General features: G+C 64.6%; 13 protein-coding genes. 9 read left to right on the top strand and 4 right to left on the bottom strand.

All coding sequences use genetic code 11. The annotated features are described in order from the left end of the window. Positions 1 to 10 precede the first annotated feature (10 nt). The 8 genes from astA to ACUJB0_RS23870 all read left to right on the top strand — a co-directional run bounded on the left by astA (position 11) and on the right by ACUJB0_RS23870 (position 12,728). A complete protein-coding gene (gene astA, locus ACUJB0_RS23905) occupies positions 11 to 1,069 on the top strand; it encodes an arginine N-succinyltransferase (RefSeq protein ID WP_444847403.1) in 1,059 nt (352 codons plus the stop codon). Beyond that, the gene (gene astD, locus ACUJB0_RS23900) at positions 1,062 to 2,534 is read left to right on the top strand and encodes a succinylglutamate-semialdehyde dehydrogenase (RefSeq protein WP_444847402.1); all 1,473 of its coding nucleotides are present in this window, start codon (positions 1,062 to 1,064) and stop codon (positions 2,532 to 2,534) included. The genes astA and astD overlap by 8 nt, the downstream gene beginning before the upstream one ends. Before the next feature lie 9 nt (positions 2,535 to 2,543). Then, complete coding sequence (astB, locus tag ACUJB0_RS23895; protein WP_444847401.1) at positions 2,544 to 3,881, top strand: N-succinylarginine dihydrolase; 1,338 nt, start codon at positions 2,544 to 2,546, stop codon at positions 3,879 to 3,881. A 119-nt stretch (positions 3,882 to 4,000) separates the two neighbouring features. Further along, positions 4,001 to 8,713: an NAD-glutamate dehydrogenase domain-containing protein gene (locus tag ACUJB0_RS23890; protein ID WP_444847400.1), complete on the top strand. Its 4,713-nt coding sequence runs from the start codon at positions 4,001 to 4,003 to the stop codon at positions 8,711 to 8,713. Then, on the top strand, positions 8,713 to 9,705 hold the full coding sequence (locus ACUJB0_RS23885; protein ID WP_444847399.1) for a succinylglutamate desuccinylase: 993 nt from the start codon (positions 8,713 to 8,715) through the stop codon (positions 9,703 to 9,705). Before ACUJB0_RS23890 ends, ACUJB0_RS23885 begins: the two co-directional genes overlap by 1 nt. A gap of 90 nt (positions 9,706 to 9,795) precedes the next feature. Beyond that, a complete protein-coding gene (locus tag ACUJB0_RS23880) occupies positions 9,796 to 10,335 on the top strand; it encodes an EF-hand domain-containing protein (RefSeq protein ID WP_444847398.1) in 540 nt (179 codons plus the stop codon). A gap of 75 nt (positions 10,336 to 10,410) precedes the next feature. Then, positions 10,411 to 10,920, top strand: coding sequence for a DUF1993 domain-containing protein (locus ACUJB0_RS23875; RefSeq protein ID WP_444847397.1), 510 nt, complete (start codon positions 10,411 to 10,413; stop codon positions 10,918 to 10,920). A 341-nt stretch (positions 10,921 to 11,261) separates the two neighbouring features. Continuing rightward, positions 11,262 to 12,728 (top strand): APC family permease, encoded by a 1,467-nt coding sequence (locus tag ACUJB0_RS23870; RefSeq protein WP_444847396.1) that lies wholly within the window; start codon positions 11,262 to 11,264, stop codon positions 12,726 to 12,728. Between the two features lie 197 nt (positions 12,729 to 12,925). Here the strand turns inward: ACUJB0_RS23870 and ACUJB0_RS23865 are convergent, their stop codons facing one another. Further along, complete coding sequence (locus ACUJB0_RS23865) at positions 12,926 to 13,180, bottom strand: hypothetical protein (RefSeq protein WP_161090130.1); 255 nt, start codon at positions 13,178 to 13,180, stop codon at positions 12,926 to 12,928. Positions 13,181 to 13,409: 229 nt separating this feature from the next. Here ACUJB0_RS23865 and ACUJB0_RS23860 point away from each other — a divergent pair, with 229 nt between their 5' ends. Continuing rightward, a complete protein-coding gene (locus ACUJB0_RS23860) occupies positions 13,410 to 14,867 on the top strand; it encodes a diguanylate cyclase (protein ID WP_444847395.1) in 1,458 nt (485 codons plus the stop codon). On the opposite strand, the gene ACUJB0_RS23855 is transcribed toward ACUJB0_RS23860, so the two are convergent. From ACUJB0_RS23855 to ACUJB0_RS23845, 3 genes are all read right to left on the bottom strand, one after another. Beyond that, a complete protein-coding gene (locus ACUJB0_RS23855) occupies positions 14,868 to 15,788 on the bottom strand; it encodes an EamA family transporter (RefSeq protein ID WP_444847394.1) in 921 nt (306 codons plus the stop codon). A gap of 48 nt (positions 15,789 to 15,836) precedes the next feature. Beyond that, positions 15,837 to 18,068 carry an FUSC family protein gene (locus ACUJB0_RS23850; protein WP_444847393.1) on the bottom strand — a complete coding sequence of 744 codons (2,232 nt, stop codon included), beginning with the start codon at positions 18,066 to 18,068 and terminating at the stop codon, positions 15,837 to 15,839. 82 nt (positions 18,069 to 18,150) lie between these two features. Then, positions 18,151 to 19,839 (bottom strand): M14 family zinc carboxypeptidase, encoded by a 1,689-nt coding sequence (locus ACUJB0_RS23845; protein WP_444847392.1) that lies wholly within the window; start codon positions 19,837 to 19,839, stop codon positions 18,151 to 18,153. Positions 19,840 to 19,967: the final 128 nt, after the last annotated feature.

The following is a 19,967-nucleotide window of genomic DNA, read 5'->3' as shown; positions in this document are numbered from 1 at the left end:
TGGACCAACTATGCTAGTAGTACGCGCAATCACAGCCAACGACCTCGACGCCCTGTACGTGATGGCCACGCAGGTCGGCAGCGGCATGACCACCCTCAAGCCGGACATGAAGATGATGGGCGACCGCCTGGCGATCGCCGTCGCCTCCTTCGCCGAAACCATCCCGCCCGAAAAGCGCGACTACATGTTCGTCATGGAGGACACCAGCAACGGCCGCATCGCCGGCGTGTGCGCGATCAAGGGCGCGGTCGGCCTGACGGAGCCGTTCTACAACTACCGCATCGGCACCCTGGTGCACTCCAGCCGCGAGCTGGATGTGTTCACCCGCATGGACACGCTGTACCTGTCGAACGACCTGACCGGCAGCACCGAACTGTGCTCGCTGTTCCTGGCGCCGGACTACCGCACCGGCAACAACGGCAAGCTGCTGTCGAAGAGCCGCTTCCTGTTCATCGCCCAGTTCCCGCACCTGTTCACCGAAAAGCTGATCGCCGAAATGCGCGGCTACCAGGAGGAGAGCGGCCGTTCGCCGTTCTACGAGGGCCTGGGCCGCCACTTCTTCAAGATGGACTTCGACCACGTCGACGACCTGACCGCCGTCGGCAAGAAGTCCTTCATCGCCGAGTTGATGCCGCGCCAGCCGCTGTACGTGGACTACCTGCCGGAAGACGCGCAGCAAGTGATCGGCAAGGTCCACACTTCGACCGCGCCGGCGCGCCGCCTGCTGGAGCAGGAAGGCCTGTACTTCGAAGGCTACGTCGACATCTTCGACGCCGGCCCGGTGCTGCAGGCGCGCGTGTCGGAACTGCGCGCCATGCGCGAAAGCACGCTGGCCGAAATCGGCCTGACGACGGACTGGGATTCGGCCTGCGCGCCGGAATCCGCGCCCGCCGAACCGATGCTGGTGTCGAACACCACGCTCAAGGATTTCCGCATGATCCTGTCGCAATCGGTGCCGGTCAACGGCGCCATCGCGCTGCCGGAAGCCGAACAAAAACTCCTGCACTGCCATACCGGCGATACCGTGCGCACGCTGTCCCTTAATTTGAGGAAGAATCCACATGTCTAAAGCTTTGAGTAACTTCATCAACGGCGAATGGCTCGCCGGTAGCGGCGCCGAGCTGGTCACCATCGATCCATCGAACGGCAAGCAGACCTGGGCCAGCAATGAATCGACCGCGCAGGATGTGGCCCACGCCGCCGCCGCCGCGCGCGACGCGTTCGAAGCCTGGGCCTTGACGCCGCTGGCCGAACGCATCGCCGTCTGCACCCGTTTCCGCGACCTGCTCAAGCAGGACGCCGAGGAGCTGGCGCTGCTGATCGCCGAGGAAGTGGGCAAGCCGATGTGGGAAGCCCGCATCGAAGTGACCACCATGGCCAACAAGATCGACATCTCGGTGCAGGCCTACGGCGCGCGCACCGGCGAAACGCAGAACAAGGTCGCAGATGGCGAGGCCGTGCTGCGCCACCGTCCACACGGCGTGTTCGGCGTGTTCGGTCCCTACAACTTCCCAGGCCACCTGCCGAACGGCCATATCGTACCTGCGCTCATCGCCGGTAACACCGTGGTCTTCAAGCCGAGCGAGTACGCGCCGCGCACCGCCGTGAAAACCGTGCAGCTGTGGGAAAAGGCCGGCGTGCCGAAGGGTGTGATCAACCTGGTCAACGGCGGCCGCGATGCGGGCGTCGCGCTGGGCCAGAACGACCTGCTGGACGGCGTGCTGTTCACCGGCAGCTGCCAGACCGGCACCGCGCTGCACAAGCAGTTCGGCGGCCAGCCGGGCAAGATGCTGGCGCTGGAAATGGGCGGTAACAACCCGTTGGTGGTGTGGGACGTCAAGGATATCGATGCCGCCGTGTTCATGGCGATTTCGTCGGCCTTCATCTCGGCCGGCCAGCGCTGCACCTGCGCGCGCCGCCTGATCGTCAAGCAGGGCGCGGAAGGCGATGCGATCGTGGCCCGCCTGGTCGACGTGGCCAGTCGCCTGACCATCGGCGCCTCCGCAGCAGAACCGGCGCCGTTCATGGGCCCTGTCGTTTCGGCGGCCATCGCCAAGCGCCTGGTGCAGGCGCAGGCCGACATGATCGCCAAGGGCGGCAAGAGCCTGCTGGCGATGCGCCAGCTGGTGGACAACACCGGCTTTGTCTCCGCCGGCATTGTTGATGTCACCGACGCCAAAGGCATCCCGGATGAGGAATGGTTCGGCCCTCTGCTGCAGGTGATCCGCGTGGCGGACTTCGACAGCGCGATCAAGGCCGCCAACGCCACCGAATTCGGCCTGGCCTCCGCGCTGATCTCGAACGACGAAAACCTGTGGAAGATCTTCCAGGTCCGCGCGCGCGCCGGCATCGTCAACTGGAACCGTCCGACCACCGGCGCCGCCAGCAGCGCGCCGTTCGGCGGCGTGGGCAAATCGGGCAACCATCGCCCGAGCGCCTACTACGCGGCGGACTACTGCGCCTATCCGGTCGCTTCGATCGAAAACAATGTACTTGAAATGCCTGCGAAGCTGTCGCCGGGCATGCACTTCTAAGGAACCGAGATGCGCGCACGCGAATTCAACTTCGACGGCCTGGTAGGCCCATCGCACAACTACGCCGGTCTGTCGTTCGGCAATGTGGCCTCGTTCAGCAACGTCAAGAGCGCTTCGAATCCGAAGCTGGCGGCGCTGCAAGGGCTGGCCAAGATGCGCGCACTGGCTGCGCGCGGCTTCGGCCAGGCGCTGCTGCCGCCGCAGGACCGTCCGAATTTCCGCCTGCTGCGCAGCATCGGTTTCACCGGCAGCGATGCCGAGGTGCTGGCCAAGGCCGCCAAGGAGTCGCCGGTGATCCTGGCGTGCGCCTACTCGGCATCGCCGATGTGGACCGCCAACGCGGCCACGGTCAGCCCGTCCGCCGACAGCGCCGACGGCCGCACCCACTTCACCGCCGCCAACCTGAATAACAAGCTGCATCGCGCCTTCGAGCACGCGCAGTCGGCACGCTCGCTGCGCGCCATCTTCAAGGACGAGAAGCACTTCGCCGTGCACGACGCGCTGCCAGGCACGCCGGCGTTCGGAGACGAGGGCGCGGCCAACCACACGCGCCTGTGCAAGGACCACGGCAGCGCCGCCGTCGAGATGTTCGTCTACGGCCGCACCGAGTTCGACGCCTCCGCGCCGGCGCCTAAAAAATACCCGGCCCGCCAGACCCTGGAAGCATCGCAGGCCGTGGCCCGCTTGCACGGCCTGTCCGCCGAACGCACCGTTTACATCCAGCAGAATCCGGACGTGATCGACCAGGGCGTGTTCCACAACGATGTGATCGCGGTCGGCAACGGCAATGTGCTGTTCTACCACGAGCAGGCTTTCGCCGACGAAGCGGGTGCGCTGGAACAGCTGCGCCGCGCGATGGGCGGCGTGGGCGCGGACCTGAACGCGATCCGCGTCGATACCGCCAAGGTGTCGGTGGCCGACGCGGTGCACAGCTATCTGTTCAACAGCCAGCTGCTGAGCAAGGACAACGGCAAGATGGCGCTGGTGATCCCGCAGGAGTGCGAGGAAAACGCCGCCGTCGCGGCCTATCTGCAAGGCCTGGTCGCCAGCGGCAACGCGGTCGATGAACTGATTCACTTCGACCTGCGCCAGTCGATGCGCAACGGCGGCGGCCCCGCGTGCCTGCGCCTGCGCGTGGCGCTGACCGACGCCGAAGCGGCTGCGATGCATCAAGGCGTGGTGATGACCGAGACGCTGTACCACACGCTGGTGGCGTGGGTGGAGAAGCATTACCGCGACCGTCTGGAACCGTCCGACCTGGCCGATCCGGCGCTGGCGATCGAGGTCCACACCGCGCTGGAAGACTTGAGCCGCATTCTGGGCCTGCCAGGGCTGTACGATTTGTAAAACAGATTTTCGCCCCCATATGACGATTTGGTGTTTAATTACACTCGACCACCGCCGCGCAGCCACAAGCCGGCGCGGCCCTGCAACATAAAATACACATAACGTATTGGAGAAGCACGATGAAACAAATGCCACAAGACCTGCGCGCACAGACGCTGGATTTGGTCAACGCCAGCAAGCCGGCCAGCGACAGCAGCCAGGTCGCGGCGCTGATCAGCGCCTGGCTCGGATCCCTGGACGATGAAGACCTGGCGGGCACCGCCCCCGGCAGCCTTGCCCCGGTTTTGTGGGACGGTTTCACGCAAGCCTCCAAGCGTTCCGGCTCCGGCGCGCAAATCGCCAAGCTGCGTTACGAGGATGGCCGCGGCGGCATGGCCACCGCGCTGCTGGTCCTGAACGACGACATGCCATACCTGGTCGATTCGATCGTCATGGCGATGCGCAAGCTGCGCGTGGGCGTCAGCGGTGTCCTGAACTCGGTGCTGCCGGTCACGCGTAACGCGGACGGCGTGGTCACCGCCGTCGGCCAGGCCGGCGCCAAGCTCGAATCCTACGTCATGTGCCTGCTGTCCGAAGACCTGGCCGACGCCGAAATCGGCATGCTGGCCGAGCGTCTGGAAATGGTGTCGCGCGACGCCGCCGTGGTTCGCCGCGACAAGGCCGCGATGCTGGAACACTTCAGCCGCATCGGCGCCGAAGCCGCAGCGCACGGCGAAGAAGGCAAGGAAGTCGCCGCCTTCCTGGAATGGGCCAAGACCGAAGGCTTCGAGCCGTTCGGCTACGCCTACTACCAGGTCAAGCCGGGCGCGCGCGAACTGGAACGCGACATCCCGAGCCGCATCGGCGTGCTGCGGGATACGGCGCATCCGGTCTACGGCACCTGCCTGGCCAACATCCCCGGCGACTTCGACACGCTGTCGAAGCGCGTCAACACGCTGTCCATCGTCAAGGCCGACGTGGAAGGCACGCTGCACCGCGACCAGCAGCTGGACTTCATCGGCATCCGCCACACCGACGCGCAAGGCGCGATCCTGGGCGAATACTGCTTTGTGGGCCTGTTCACCCGCGCCGCCACCGCGACGCCGCTGAACCGCCTGCCGTTCGCGCGTGGCCGCGTGGCCAAGGTGCTGAGCATCGCCGGCGTGCGCCAGGAAGGCTTCCGCGCCGAGAAATTCATCGAGATCCTGGAATCGCTGCCGCGCACCGAAGCGCTGGAAGCGGAACCTGAATGGCTGGCCGAAGTATGCGGCGCCGTGGTGTCGCTGTACAAGCAGCCGCGCACCAAGGTGTTCGCCCGCCGCGACGTGTATGCGCGCCACCTGAACGTGCTGGTCTACCTGCCGCGCGAGCGTTACAGCGCCAGCGTCGCTTCGTCGCTGGCCAAGGCGCTGCAAGCCAGTTCCGGCGCCCAGCATGTCAGCTCGCAGACGCTGGTGGCCGACGGCCCGCTGGCCCGCGTGTACCTGATCGCCCACGGCGCGCGCTATCCGCTGGACCTGGAATCCGACATCCAGCAACCGCTGTTGTCGGTGCTGGACGGTTGGCACGACCAGTTCTCCGCACTGGCCGATGCCGTGGCCGACGTGCCGCTGCGCGCCAGCCTGCGCAAGATGTGCGCGACGCTGCCGACCGACTACGTCGCCGCGACCGCGCCGGAAGCCGCCTTCCACGACCTGGGCACCATCCTGCGCAACACCGATCCGTCGCGCGTGGACGTGCGCGTGGAGACCGTGGCCGATGCCACCACCATCCGTTTGTACTCGGTCGACCGCGTACCGTCGCTGTCGACCATCCTGCCAGCGCTGCATAATGCCGGCGTGGCGATCGACCGCGAACAGGCGCACTCGCTGCGCGTTGACGGCAAGCGTCATTTCGTCACCAGCCTGTCGGTCGATGCCGCCAGCGGCGCCAACCTGGCCAAGGCGGAAATCGTGCCGGTCGCGCAGGAGCTGTTCACCGCATTGTTCAACAACGAAGCCGAAGACGGCCGCCTGAATGGCCTGGTCATCGAAGGCGGCCTGAGTGTGCGCCAGGTGCAGCTGGTGCGCGCCTACATGAGCTACTGGCGCCAGACCGGCAGCCGCTTCTCGGTGCGCTACATCGCCGAGACGCTGCGCAAGCAGCCGGTGGTGGTCAAGCAGTTGGTGGACGCCTTCCTGCAGCGCTTTAATCCTGCGCTGGACGACGCCACCCGCGCCGCCGCGCTGGACGCGCTGGCCGGCATCAAGAGCCGCCTGCCTGCGATCAACCACGCCGACAGCGAAGAAGTGCTGGGCGCGATGACGGACCTGATGTCCGCCACGCTGCGCACCAACTACTTCCAGAACAACCAGAAGGGCGACAAGATCATCTTCAAGTTCGACACCAGCAATCTGTCGTTGGTGCCGGAGCCGCGTCCGTTCCGCGAGATCTTCGTGTTCTCGCGCCGCTTCGAAGGCGTGCACCTGCGCGGCGGCCCGGTCGCCCGTGGTGGCCTGCGCTGGTCGGACCGCATGGAAGACTACCGCACCGAAGTCCTCGGCCTGGTGAAGGCGCAGATGGTGAAGAACGCCGTCATCGTGCCGGCCGGCGCCAAGGGCGGCTTCGTCTGCAAGCAGATGCCGAAGGACGCCGTGCGTGAAACCATCGCGGCCGAAGGCGAAGCGGTGTACCGCCTGTTCATCGCCAGCCTGCTGGAAATGACCGACAACCGCGTGCTGGGCAAAATCGTTTCGCCGGCCGACACCGTGTGCTACGACGGCAACGATCCATACCTGGTGGTGGCCGCCGACAAGGGCACCGCGACCTTCTCCGACATCGCCAACGGCATCGCCGTGCAGCGCGGCTTCTGGCTGGGCGACGCGTTCGCGTCGGGCGGTTCGAACGGCTACGACCACAAGAAGATGGGCATCACCGCCAAGGGCGCGTTCGAAGCCGTCAAGCGCCACTTCTACGAGATGGACCACGACATCCACGCCACTCCGGTGACGATGGTCGGCGTGGGCGACATGTCGGGCGACGTGTTCGGCAACGGCGCGCTGCTGTCGCGCAAACTGAAAATCGTGGCGGCCTTCGATCACCGTCACATCTTCCTCGATCCGAATCCGGACATGGAAAAATCCTTCGTCGAACGCGAACGCATGTTCGCGCTGCCGCGCTCCTCGTGGGATGACTACAACAAGGAGCTGATCTCGGCCGGCGGTGGCGTGTTCCCGCGCAGCGCCCGCAGCATCGAGCTGTCGCCGCAGATCCGCGCCACGCTGGATATCGAGGAAACCTCGCTGCCGCCTGAAGAACTGATGCACCGCATCCTGCTGGCGCCTGTGGACCTGTTCTACAACGGCGGCATCGGCACCTACATCAAGGCGTCGACCGAATCGCATGCACAGGTCAAGGACCGCGCCAACGACAACATCCGCGTGGACGGCAACCAGCTGCGCTGCAAGGTCGTGGCGGAAGGCGGCAACCTGGGCGCGACCCAGGCCGGCCGCATCGAGTTCGCGCTGGCGGGTGGCCGCATCTTCACCGATGCGATCGACAACTCGGCCGGCGTGGATTGCTCGGACCATGAAGTGAACGCGAAGATGTGGCTGGACGTGGAAATGAACGCCGGCCAGTTGAGCGAGGCAGACCGCAACCGCGTGCTGAACGAAATGACCGCCGACATCGAACGCCTGGTCCTGCGCGACAACACGCTGCAAACGCAGCTGCTGGTACGCGAGGCGCAGGCGCAGGTCGACGCCGCGGTGCAGGATGGCTATGCCGCGCTGATCGCGTCGCTGGAGGAAGAGGGCGCGCTGTCGCGTGAACTGGAGCAGCTGCCATCGGTGGCCGAACTGGCGCGCCGCAAGGCCGACGGCCGTGGCCTGACCACGCCGGAACTGGCGGTGGTGATCGCCAACGTGAAGAATCGCTACAAGCGCATCCTGTCGGCGCTGCCGCTGACGGACCTGAGCTGGGCCGAGTCGGTGCTGAAGCCGTACTTCCCGGACCTGCTGGTGGCCACCCGTCCGGCGCTGGCGCACCCGCTGGCCAACGCCATCCTGGCGACCGTGCTGGCCAACGAATCGGTCAACCGCTGCGGTCCGCTGATGCTGCGCCAACTGGCCGGCGAACATGGCGTGGACGAATCGGAAGTGATCCTGGCGTGGGGCCAGGCATGGTCCGCGCTGAACCTGGCGCCGATCTTCACGACGCTGGATGCGGATGCGCTGAAGGTGCCGCGCGCCGTGTCGATCAAGGTCGATGCGCGCACCCGCGTGCTGCAAAAGTCGGTGATCGAAGGCGCGCTGTCGGTGCCTGCCGACCAGCTGCGCGCCGGCGTGGCCGAGCTGACCAAGCTGTTCGCCAAGCCTGAGACGCTGGCGCAGTTGACGCCTGCCGACGGCCAGTCGGATGCGGACATCACGTCCGGCCTGCGCGCCGAATTCGTGCAAGCGTGGAAGGCTGTCGATGCGATCGATGCGGTGGCGGCGTTTGTGTTCGCGGCGCTGTCGGTATCGCGTCCGGAAGGCATGGACCTGCCGGCGTTCCTGCAAGTGGGCCTGGCGCTGCGCGCGCAGGTCGGCATCGATACGCTGGAGCGCGGCCTGAAGCTGCCTGCCACCAGCCGTTCGCAGGAGCAGCTGCGCAGCTACGCGCAGAATGCGCTGCGCCGCACGCAGCAACGCCTGCTGTCGCAGGTGCTGCAGCATGCGACCGGCGGCCATACGGCGTCGGAGGCGGTGGAAGTCGTCGCCAACACGCTGGGCTTGTCCGGCTATGCTGCGGCGGCCGATCTGGAACAGGCAATGCTGGACGTTTGGGCGTTGTCCGAGGCGACCAATTCCGGTAACACGATGCTGGTGGTGTAATGAGCGACGAATTACCCAAGGCCTTGCCTGAGTCGGTGCGCGCACTGGCTGAAGCGGATTTCAGCGCGGTCGCGCGGCGCTTTTCGGCGGCCGGTTTTGCGGTGACGCAGCCGGCCGACGGCATCCTGACGATCAAGGCCGAGGGTGAACGTCCGAGCGTGCTGGTTTCGGTCGGCGTGCACGGCGACGAGACCGGACCGATCGAGGTGGTGGCGTATCTGCTGGAGGCCTTGTCGCAGCAGGCTTCCTCGCTCGCGGTCAACCTGATGCTTTGCGTCGGCAATATCGGCGCGATCAGGGCTGGCAAGCGTTTCATCGACGCTGACTTGAACCGCATGTTCCGCAAGGAGCGCGGTTCGCTGGAAGGCACTGCCGAAGCGGCGCGCGCCGATGTGATGATCGCCGCCACCGCCGCCTTCTTCGAGGGCGCGGGGCCGGTGCGCTGGCATCTGGATCTGCATACGGCGATACGGCCGTCGGTGTATCCGACCTTCGCCATCGTGCCGGAGCTGATTCCCGACCAGCCGCGCCGCGAGTTGATCGAGTGGCTCGGTTTGGCCGGCATTGGTGCGGTCATCATGAATCCCGCTTCGGTGGGGACGTACAGCTACTACTCGGCCGAGCATCACGCGGCGGCCGGCACCACGGTGGAGCTGGGACGTATCGGCACATTGGGGCAGAACGACCTGTCGCAGTTCGCCGATGCGTCGCAGGCGCTGGACGACCTGCTGCGCGGCGCGGCCAAGCGCGAGGCCAGGCAGCAGCCGCACGTGTTCAACACGGCGCGCCAGATCATCAAGTTGAGCGACAAGTTCCAGATGGCGTTCGGCAAAGAGACGCACAACTTCACGGCGCTCAAGCAGGGCGAGGAAATCGCTCGCGATGGTGATACTGTTTATACCGTTCAGCATCCCGAGGAGTTGGTGGTATTCCCGAACCCGGACGTGCGCGTCGGCCTGCGTGCAGGGCTGATGGTGGTGCGCGTTTCCTGATCTTTACGCCGCTTTACACTTTGCGGGGTCATAGTTACACCGATTGTTTCGTTAACAGGAATAGCATTCCTTAACTACGGAGTAATCGACATGACGACAGCAATCAGCGGCGTTTCAAGCGGCAGCACTCAGGCCACCTCCTTCGATCCTGCGAAAGGGGCGGCGCGCTTCGCAGCCAAGGTGTTCAAGGACCTGGATGCCGACAAGGACGGTAAGGTCAACAAGGACGAATTCGTATCGGGGCTGGAGTCGAAGGGCGTATCGGCCGACGACGCCACCAAGCAGTTCGACGCGATCGATACGCAGAAGACTGGATCGATCACCCAATCCGACCTCGAGACCGCGATCAAGAGCGGCACCTTCGCGCCACCGCGCCCCAATGGCGGCGAAGCGGGTGGCCCCGGCGGCCCGCAAGGCGGCCAGCATGCGGAAGGCGGACGTGGTGCGGGCGGTGGCGGCGGTGCGGGCGGCGTCGGCAGCTCCAGCAGCTCGACCAAAACCTACGAAGCGGCGGACACCAACAAGGACGGCACAGTCTCCGCGCAGGAGCAGCTGGTCTACAGCATCTCCCATCCCGACAAGACATCCGACACCAGCAAGATTGGCAACAACGTCGACCAGTTGGCCTGATCGTTTCATGCGTGCTGCGGATCGACTAGGCTTGCGTTACACTCACAAGCTCTTCCTTACCAATTGGAGTTCGCGATGTCGTTATCGATGCATCGGGTGTCGGTGCCCGTGTTTGTGCGTGGCTTGAAGGTGCTGTCGGACTTGTTGGGGAAGGCGGAGGCCTACGCCGAGCAGCATGGCTCGGTGCCGGATGCGCTGATCTCCGCGCGGCTGGCGGATGATATGTTGCCGCTGTCGGCGCAGGTGCAGCGCGCCAGCGATACGTCGAAATTGTCGGTGGAGCGCCTGAGCGGCGTGCCCGCGCCCAAGTTTGAAGACAACGAAACCTCGTTCGCCCAATTGCAGCAGCGGATCGCCGACACCATCGCCTACCTGGACAGCGTCTCTGAAAGCGATTTCGCGGGCAGCGAGGCGCGCGCGATCAAACTTAATTTTGGTTCGTTCCAGCCGGAGTTCAAAGGGGACGATTACCTGCTGACGTTCGCGTTGCCGAACTTCTTCTTCCACATCGCCACCGCCCACGACATCCTGCGCAACCAGGGCGTCCCGGTCGGCAAGCGCGATTACCTCGGGGCGTACGCTTAACCGCGCACCAGCCAGGTCGCCAAGGTGCCCGCCAGGCCCAGCAAAACAACGGCGGCGCCCGCGACGGCAGGATGGATACGCCGGGATACGGTAGGGATCTTTTGAATTGGCATGATGGTCTCCTTATTGGCTGGATGTAACACTTGAGCCTAGAGTAGCTTGACAACAATTTCCAATCTATACATCCCGCTGTATCAAAAGTAAGCAACTGTAACGGAGCCCTTGCCCCGCCTGGCGTCCGAGTTGTTTTTCTAACACAAAATTACTGTATTGCGATGGGCCGGAAGGCCCTATAATCGCTTAGTTTTTTTGCCCGTACATATCTCCCACAAGGATTGCCTGTGAACCAAACGTTGGTCCAGAAACTGACCCGTACCAAGCCGGTCGATAACCGAGTAGAACCTGCTCCTACCAGTAGCAACAGCCTGCACCGCTCCATAGGCTTGTTCCCCTTGACGATGATTGGTGTCGGCGCCACGATCGGCACCGGTATCTTCTTCACGATGGTGGAGGCCGTGCCAAAAGCCGGGCCTTCCGTGATCCTGTCCTTCCTGTTCGCCGCCATCACCGCCGGCCTGACCGCGCTGTGCTATGCCGAGCTGTCGTTCCGCATTCCGGCGTCCGGCTCGTCGTACTCGTTCGCGTACGCCACGGTCGGCGAGTTCCTGGCCTTCATCATGGCGGCCTGCCTGCTGCTTGAATACGGGCTGGCGGCCAGCGCCACGGCGATCGGCTGGTCGGACTACCTGAACAACTTCCTCAACAACGCCTTCGGCTGGCACATCCCCGAGATGCTGCGCTCGCCGATGATCGTCTCCACGCCCAAGGGCATGGAGCTGCACCTTGGCCACATCAACCTGCCGCCGATCCTGCTGGTCGGCCTGTGCTGCCTGCTGCTGATACGCGGCACCAAGGAATCGGCCACCACCAACGCCATCATGGTGATGATCAAGCTGGCGATCCTGATCTTCTTCGTGGCGATCGCGTTCTCGGGATTTGATATAAACAATTTCCACCCTTTCTTCAGCCCGGACAACGGCGTGCACATCACCGGCATGACCGGCGTGACGGCCGCCGCGGCCACCGTGTTCTTCTCCTTTATCGGGCTGGACACCGTGGCCACCGCCGGCGAGGAGGTGCGCGATCCGAAGCGCAACGTGCCGATCGGCATCCTGTCGGCGCTGGGTATCGTCACCTTGTTCTACCTGCTGGTGGCCGTGGCGGCCATGGGCGCGCAGCCGGCCTACAAGTTCGCCGGGCAGGAAGCCGGCCTGGCCGTGATCCTGCAAAACGTCACCGGCAAGACCTGGCCGGCGCTGGTGCTGGCGGCGGGCGCCGTGATCTCGGTGTTCAGCGTGACGCTGGTGACGATCTACGGCCAGACCCGCATCCTGTACGCGATCTCGAAAGACGGCCTGATTTCCAAGTCGTTCCAGAAGGTGAACCCGCGCACGGCGTCGCCGGTGCATAACACGCTGATCGTCTGCATCGTGGTCGGCCTGGTGGCCGGTTTCGTGGATGCGACCTTCCTGTGGGATATGGTCAGCATGGGTACGCTGACGGCCTTCATCGTGGTGTCGCTGGCGGTGCCGGTGATGCGCAAGAAGGAAAACGGCAAGGGCACCAAAGGCTTCCGCGTGCCGTTCGGCCCGTACGTGGTGCCGGGCCTGAGCATCGCCGCCTGCCTGTACCTGATGTTCGGCCTGTCGATGACGACCTACACCATCTTCATCATCTGGATGAGCGCGGCGGTGCTGACCTACTTCTTGTACGGCATGCGCAATTCGCGATTGAATCACGCCGCGTAAAACCTCGCGACGTTAAAAAGCCCCGGCCGCTTGCGCGTAACCGGGGCTTTTTGTTTGGTGCGGCAGCTTACGCTTCTTCTTTGCCTGGGTTGGCGCCCAGGTAGAGGCGCAGTACGAGGCCCGACAGGGCGATGGCGGCAGGCAGGTTTTCGATGATGGTCAGCATGGTGATCTCCAGTAAGTTAAATTCGGTTCAATTAGCCGCGCGAGGCCAGGAAGCGCAGTTCGGCGGACAGGCTAGGGGAATGACGTTCGCAGTCATTCGCCATGCTGTTCAGCCAGGCGGCGGAGGATGCCTTCTGGCGCGGCGAGACAACTTCGTCCGCCACAACGGCTGGACGTGGCTTGACGGCGAACAGTGCGGCAACCAGCTGGCGCGCTGCGGCGGCAACATTGCTGGCGTAGCCAGGGGTGGCGAAGTCGGTGTAAGTCAGGTTGTTCGATGCGCTCATGGCAAGCTCCTTTAAATGTTTGTTTGTTTGTTGCAGTGCAGTATGCTCGTCTTTCAGTAATAAATAAACTTTTGATTTGTGATACTAGCCATAAGCATTCAATATAACTGGCGACTTTCCCTATGAAGAATGCGTTCTTAAGAGTAACTTTTTAAGCTCGGATTTTTTACGGCGGGGCGTCCATCAGGTATCATTGCTGTCCAACTGGCAATAATTTGATGGAGCTCCGATGTCCCTGCGCACGAAATTCATGCTGGCCCTGTTGCTGACCGGATTGGCGGCGGTGGTCATGGTGGGCGGCCTGGCCTATGTGGGCATGACCAAGAAGGTCGATGTGATCCGTCGCCAGCACGCCGCCGACACCTTTTACGAGGGCATGAGCGCTTACATGCAAAAGTACGGCAGCTGGCAGGCCGCCGGCGGCCAGGAGTCCTTCGAGGAGTTCATGCACAGCCGGCGGGAGGTGCAAGGCGGCCCTCCGCCGGGGCAGCAGGGCGAAGAGCGTCGGGGACCGCCGCAGGGTGAGGACCGTCCAGGGCCGTCACAGGATGAAGAGCGTCCAGGACCACCGCCAGGTGAATACCGCCCGGGGCCTCCACAGGGCGAAGAGCGTCAGGGGCCTCCACAGGGCGAGGAGCGTCCGGGCCCTCCGCAGGGCGAAGACCCTGCGCGGCGCGGCGACCGTCCGCCGCCGCCGCGCCGCGGCAACGGTGAGCCGCCATACCACTTCATCGTCGCCGACCAGGATTACCGCGTGCTGTTGGGCGCCGGTGTGTACCGGCCCGGTGAACTGCTGCCCGAGTCGGCCCGCAAGGATGCGCGTGCCGTCATGGTGGGCAACCGGGTGGCCGCCTACATTTCGCCGGAAGGGATCTTCACGCCCAGCAAACAGGAAATGCAGTACATAGACGCGATGCGCGAGGCGCTGCTGGCCGGCGTGACCGGCGCGGCGGCGCTGGCGGTGCTGCTGGGCGTACTGTTAAGCCGGGGCTTGAGCCGCAAGCTCAGTCACCTGACCGACGCGGTGCGCGCCATGCACGGCGGTTCGCTGCTGCAGCGGGTGCCGGTGGAGGGCAAGGATGAAGTGGCGGCGCTGGCCAGCGCCTTCAACGACATGAGCGAGCAGCTGGCGCATTCGCACGAGGAGCTGAAGGCCACTCACCAGACCATACTGGCGCAGGCCGAGCAGATGCGCGAACTGAGTGTGCGCGACGCGTTGACCAAGCTGCACAACCGCCGCCACTTCGACGAGCATGCGACCACGCTGTTCAGCCATGCGGTACGCCACAAGCGGCCATTGAGCGTGGTGATCGGCGATATCGATTTCTTCAAGCGCATCAACGACCAGTTCTCGCACGCCACCGGCGACGCGGTGCTGCGCCAGGTGGGGGAGATCCTGCGCAGCCATATGCGCCTGAGCGACCTGGTGGCGCGCTACGGCGGCGAGGAATTCGTGATCGCCTTCCCGGAGACCGAGCTGCCGCAAGCGGCCGCGCTGTGCGACAAGCTGCGCAACCTGATCGAAGGGTTCCCGTGGCATGAGGTGCATCCCGACCTGAAGGTTACGATGAGCATGGGCGTGTACGCCGACCTGGCCGCAGGCACCGCCGAAGCGATGCTGCAAAAAGCCGACGCGCTGCTGTACCGCGCCAAGCAGACGGGCCGCAACCGGGTTTGCTTCGCCTGATTAGCCGCGCTGGCCGAGCCAGCGTCCGCCGAACATGGTGCAGATCAGCGAGGCGACGATCAGTGCGATGCCGGCCCACTGCCAGCCGGTGATGACGTCGCCCAGCGCGATCATGCCGGCGCTGATGCCGACCACCGGCACGCCAAGGCTGAACGGCGCCACGCGGTTGACCGGATGGCGCTTGAGCAAACGTGTCCACATGGCGTAGCCGAGGATGGTCGCCATCCAGCCCAGGTAGGCCGCCGAGATCCAGGTGTCCAATGGCGCGCTGGTCCAGCTCCAGCGCGTGGCCGGATCGTCGAAGGCCAGCGACAGGCCGATGAACGGCAGTATCGGCACCAGGCTGCACCAGACCATGAATCCCACTACATCGAACTGCGGCGTGGCCTGCTGCGCGCGGCGCACGACGATGTTCGACGCCGCCCACATCGCGGCGGCGGCCAGGCATAGCACGAAGCCGCCGGCGGTGGTGCCGCCCGCGTGGCCGGGCTGCACGTAGTTCATGCCGAAGCACACCAGCCCGACGGCGGCCAGCAGCAGGCCCGCTTGCAGCTGGCGGCTGGCGCGTTCGTGCAGCAGCGCGAAACCAAAGAAGGCGGTGAAGAAGACTTGCGTTTGCAGGATCACAGAGGCCAATGCGGCCGACATGCCGATCCGCAGCGACAGGAACAGCAGGCCGAATTGGCCGACGCCCTGGCACAGGCCATAAGCGACGATCCATTTGACCGGCAGCTTGGGCGGGCGGATGAACAGGATCAGCGGAAGGACGGCGAACACGTAGCGGGCGGCGCCCATCTGGAACGGTGTGAGGTGGCGCAGACCGACCTTCATCGCGACAAAGTTGGTGCCCCAGATGAGGACTACGAACAGGGCGGAGATCAGGTCGCGGGTGCTGAAGGAAGACGGGGAGGTGGCGGTCATCCTTTAATCTTAACAGGCCTGCGCCAGGGCTGCTGGCGCAGGGCCGGATCAGGCCACGTTGCGGACGATGGCTTCGCTGTGGACGATGATCTTCAGGGCGTCCGCCTGCAACAGGCGAATGCGGCGCTGGACCAGCGGCCAGCCTGACCACGGCATGGCGGCGCCGTCGGCGGTGGCTGGCGCGATGGCCGGTGCGGTAGCGGGCGCGGAGTCGAGCGCAGTGGCCGCCGCTGGCGCAGTCGTCGCCGGCGCCGCTGCAGTCACCGGCGCAGTCGCCGGCGTGGCGCCTGCGGTTTGCGGCACCAATGCCTGCGCCAGCGTGTGCATCACCTGCTCATGGCTCTCGCGCAGCATGGCGTTGACTGGCTCCGTCGGCAGCTCCTTCACATGGCGGCGCAGGATGGCGCGCAGCGCGGCCACGTGCGCCACCAGCAGGTAGTTCTGCACGATGAACAGGTTGATGTCCTCCACCGCGCGCTGCTTGCGCGCCGGCTCGTCGAGCATGCGCACCAGCGCGGAGCTGAGCGCGGCCAGGCTGTCCATCAGGCGCTTGCGCTCGATGCGATACGCGAAATCGTCCTTGCCTTTGCCCTGCAGCAGATCGAAGCTGGCCTGCATGTAGCGCAGGTTCACCTCCAGCACTTCGCGGATCAGGCGCGGCAAAGTTTGATATTCCCAGCTGGCCAGCACGAAGCTGAACGCGGTCGCCACCGCCGCGCCGATGAAGGTGTCGATCAAACGCTCGACGATCAGGTCGTGGTTGCCCGGCGCGATCAGGTGCATCTGCAGCAGGATCATGATGCTGACCGCGATGGCCGCGTAACGATAGCGCACGTAGATGAAGGTCGGCGTGGCCACCGTCGACAAAATCAGGAAGCCCAGTATCGCCGCCGGATAGTTCAGGTACTTGATGATCAGCGCCGTGATCACGCAGCCGATGATGGTGCCGACGATGCGGTCGCTGCGGCGCTGCTTGGTCATGCTGAAGCTGGGCTTGAGGATGATGACGATGGTCAGCACGATCCAGTAGCTGTGCGCCGCATACGGCAGCCACGAGGCCACCGCCAGGCCCACGGAAATCGCCATCGCCACCCGCAGCGAGAAGCGGAAGATCGGCGAATCGAAGCGCAGGTGCGACAGGATCATGCGCAGCTCGTACTTCTGCTGCGACAGGAAGGGCCCCATGTCGGCGTCGACCCAGAACGGCGTGGTGTCGTAGGCCTTCTGGCTGGCCTGGTGCAGTTCGCCGATCATCTTGATGATGGCGCGGATCTTGTTGCGCTGCGCGCGCAGCACGGCCAGCGCTTCCTGCGCCGGCTTGCCCTCGTCCACGCGCCGCTGCAGGGACGCCAGCTCCGCCTCGATGGCGGCCAGCTCCGGCTCGTAGCTGATCTCCGGGTAGGAGGCCTTCTTGCGCGTGACGTCGTAGGCCACCGATTCGATATCGCGCGCCGCCTTGTAGGCCAGGTCGTGCAGCGTCTTGAGCACCGGCGAATCGGCCAGGTGCACGCGCAGCTGCGCGTAGTCGGTGTGGGTGGACAGCACCAGCTCATACAGGTCCAGCATGCAGACGTGGGTCTGCACGACGATGGCGTCCTTGCTGTTCTGGTGGCTGCGCAGTATCAGGTCGCGCGAGGCCTGCTGGCGGTCGGCCAGCAGGCTTTGATGGCGTACCAGCTTGTTGAATTGTTCGGTGAGGTTGTAGCGGGTGTCGTAGAAGTCGGCCTTGATGTCGATGTAGGCCGCCAGCTCGAACAGCGCCTCGGCCAGCACCTGCTGCTTGATGCGGTGGCGCAGTATCCACGAGATGCCCATCGCGTAGGCCAGGTAGGCCACCGCGCCCAAGGTGAACAGGCCGGTGTGGATGAAGGACTGGCGCGCCGTCATGTCGTGTTCCATCGACATGGTCATGATGAACAGCGTGGCCAGTTGCAGCGGCATCGACTTCTTGCCGTAGACGACCATCATGCAGGCCAGGAAGCTGATCGCCACCAGCATCGTCATCAGCAGCCAATGCACCGGCGCGCAAAGGCTGATCAACAAGGTGACGGCGCTGCACAGCAGCACCGAGGCGCTCATCTCGTTGAACTTGTGGCGCAGGGGGCTGGGCATGTCCATCAGCGCGGTGCAGAGCGCGCCGATGCACACCGTCATGGCGGTGGCCAGGCCGGCGAATTGCAGCGTGATCAGGGTGACGCCGACCAGGCCCGCGGCGAAGCGCAGGCCCAGGTAAAAGTAATGGCTGTAGAAAAACGTGCGCAGGTTTAGTGCGTAATGCATGGGCTATGGCCTTGTGGGCAGCTAGCATGCGCGCCGCGGGATCGCCGCCGCGCGCATGTGGTGATGCGGGTTGTTGCAGTATTTAGAGGACGGACAGCACCGGGTAGCGGCGCCATTCCGGCTCCGCGTGGCGCTTGCCGTTTTCGAAGATGAAGCCGAGGACCTTGTCCTGGCTGGTCAGCAGCGCCGGATTGGCGGCCTTCCATTGTTCGAATTTCGCCTTCAGTTCAGGCTCGGTTTCCAGCATCTCCAGCGCCAGGTCTTCGAACACGTAGTCGGAGTAGGCTTCTTTTTTCTCCAGCACGCTGTTGAAGAAACCCCAGCGGAAGAAGGAGTCGTGGCCTTGCGGTTCCAGCGTCTCGACGGCATAGCGGGCGTTGGCCTGCTTGAGCGGGATGAAGTAGTCGCCCGGCTGCACGGTGAAGCTGCCGGTGCGTGCTTCCAGCTCGATCTCGTCGTGGTACATATGGCCTTCGTAGGCGTTCGGGCGCGAGGTGACGGAGGCGATGTGGTAGTACTGCGCCTCGAAGGTGGAGGCTTCGTCGAAGCGCGCCATCTCCACGCCGTTCCACTGCAGGCGCTCGATGACTTCGCGCCAGGCTTGCGGCACCACATAGCCTTTCGGCGCGCGCACGGTGGTCGACGGCACGAAGCTGTTGTAGTAGGCGATGTCCTTTTCCCATGGCTGGCTGCGATCGTAGGACAGGCGGATGTAGTCGCCCAGCAGGCTTGGGCTGCGCTTGGCCGCGTAGCCCTTGAAGCGGAAGGTCGATGGATTCGCTTCGTCCATCTTCCAGCTCACGGTCCACTCCTTGGCGTTGGCGGCCTGCTCGCGCGCGTCGGCGCGCAGCTTGCGGATCTGCTCACCGTGCGAGACGGTGAAGGCCATGGTCACGTCCAGCAGCGCGCGCATCGATTCGTAGCGGTCCTTGAAGGGCTTGAGCATGTGCGTCTCGGGCATGAAACCGATCACGTGATGCAGCGCCGCGAAGCCGGTCGAGAAGCGCGGCACTTCCAGGAATTCGGCGATGCCGTCGTCCGGCGTGTCCTGCACCGGGTTGACGTAGGGGCAGGTCGGCCAGCCCTTCGCTTCCATCTGCGCGTAGATATGCGGCAGCATGGTCTCGCGCAGGAAGGGGCCGAGGCCGTAGCCCAGCTTGTCCGCCTGCGTGTGGATCAGCGTCATCGTGTATGGATAGTCGGCGCCGTTGGAGGTGTGGGTATCCACCATCACGTCCGGATCCCAGCTGGTGACGAGCTGGTTGAACAGCTGCGCGTTGAGCGTGTCGCATTTGATGAAGTCGCGATTGAGGTCCAGGTGGCGGCTGTTGCCGCGGAAGCCGAATTGCTCCGGCCCGTCCTGGTTGACGCGCGAGGTGTTGGCGCGGTTCAGCGCGCCGTCGACGTTGTACAGCGGGACGAACAGCAGCACGGTCTTGCCCAGCGCGGCGAGGCGGGCCGGATCGAAGCACAGGTCGCGCACGATGGCCATGCAGGCGTCCACACCTTCGGGTTCGCCGGGGTGGATGCCGTTGTTGTTGAAGAAGACCGTGCGGCCCTCGGCCTTGATTTGCGCGCGGTCGAACACGCCGTCCGCGCTGACTACGCCCGCATGCACCGGGATGCCGCCGTCGGACGTGCCGATCTGCTCGAAACGCAGTACCTGCGGGAAGCGTTGCGCCAGCTCCTGGTAGAAGGCGATGCACTCGCTCCACAGGGTGGTCTGGTTTTGATTGCCTTGTTCGTAAGGCGTGGGCATGTCTGGGTGCATGGCGGTCTGGATCTCAGAGGGAGTTGGGGGGAGGGCACGCCGCGCTTGGTAAGCATTGCAACGCGCTGCCGAGGGCGGAATTGTATCATTCGTGCCCGATTTTTGAGCGGCGCCGGCCCGGCACTGCG

This window comes from Duganella caerulea, assembly GCF_040362985.1.
GTDB lineage: Bacteria > Pseudomonadota > Gammaproteobacteria > Burkholderiales > Burkholderiaceae_D > Rugamonas > Rugamonas vulcania.
The sequence above is the reverse complement of the archived record's forward strand: the minus strand, read 5'-3'. Positions and strand labels throughout refer to the sequence as shown.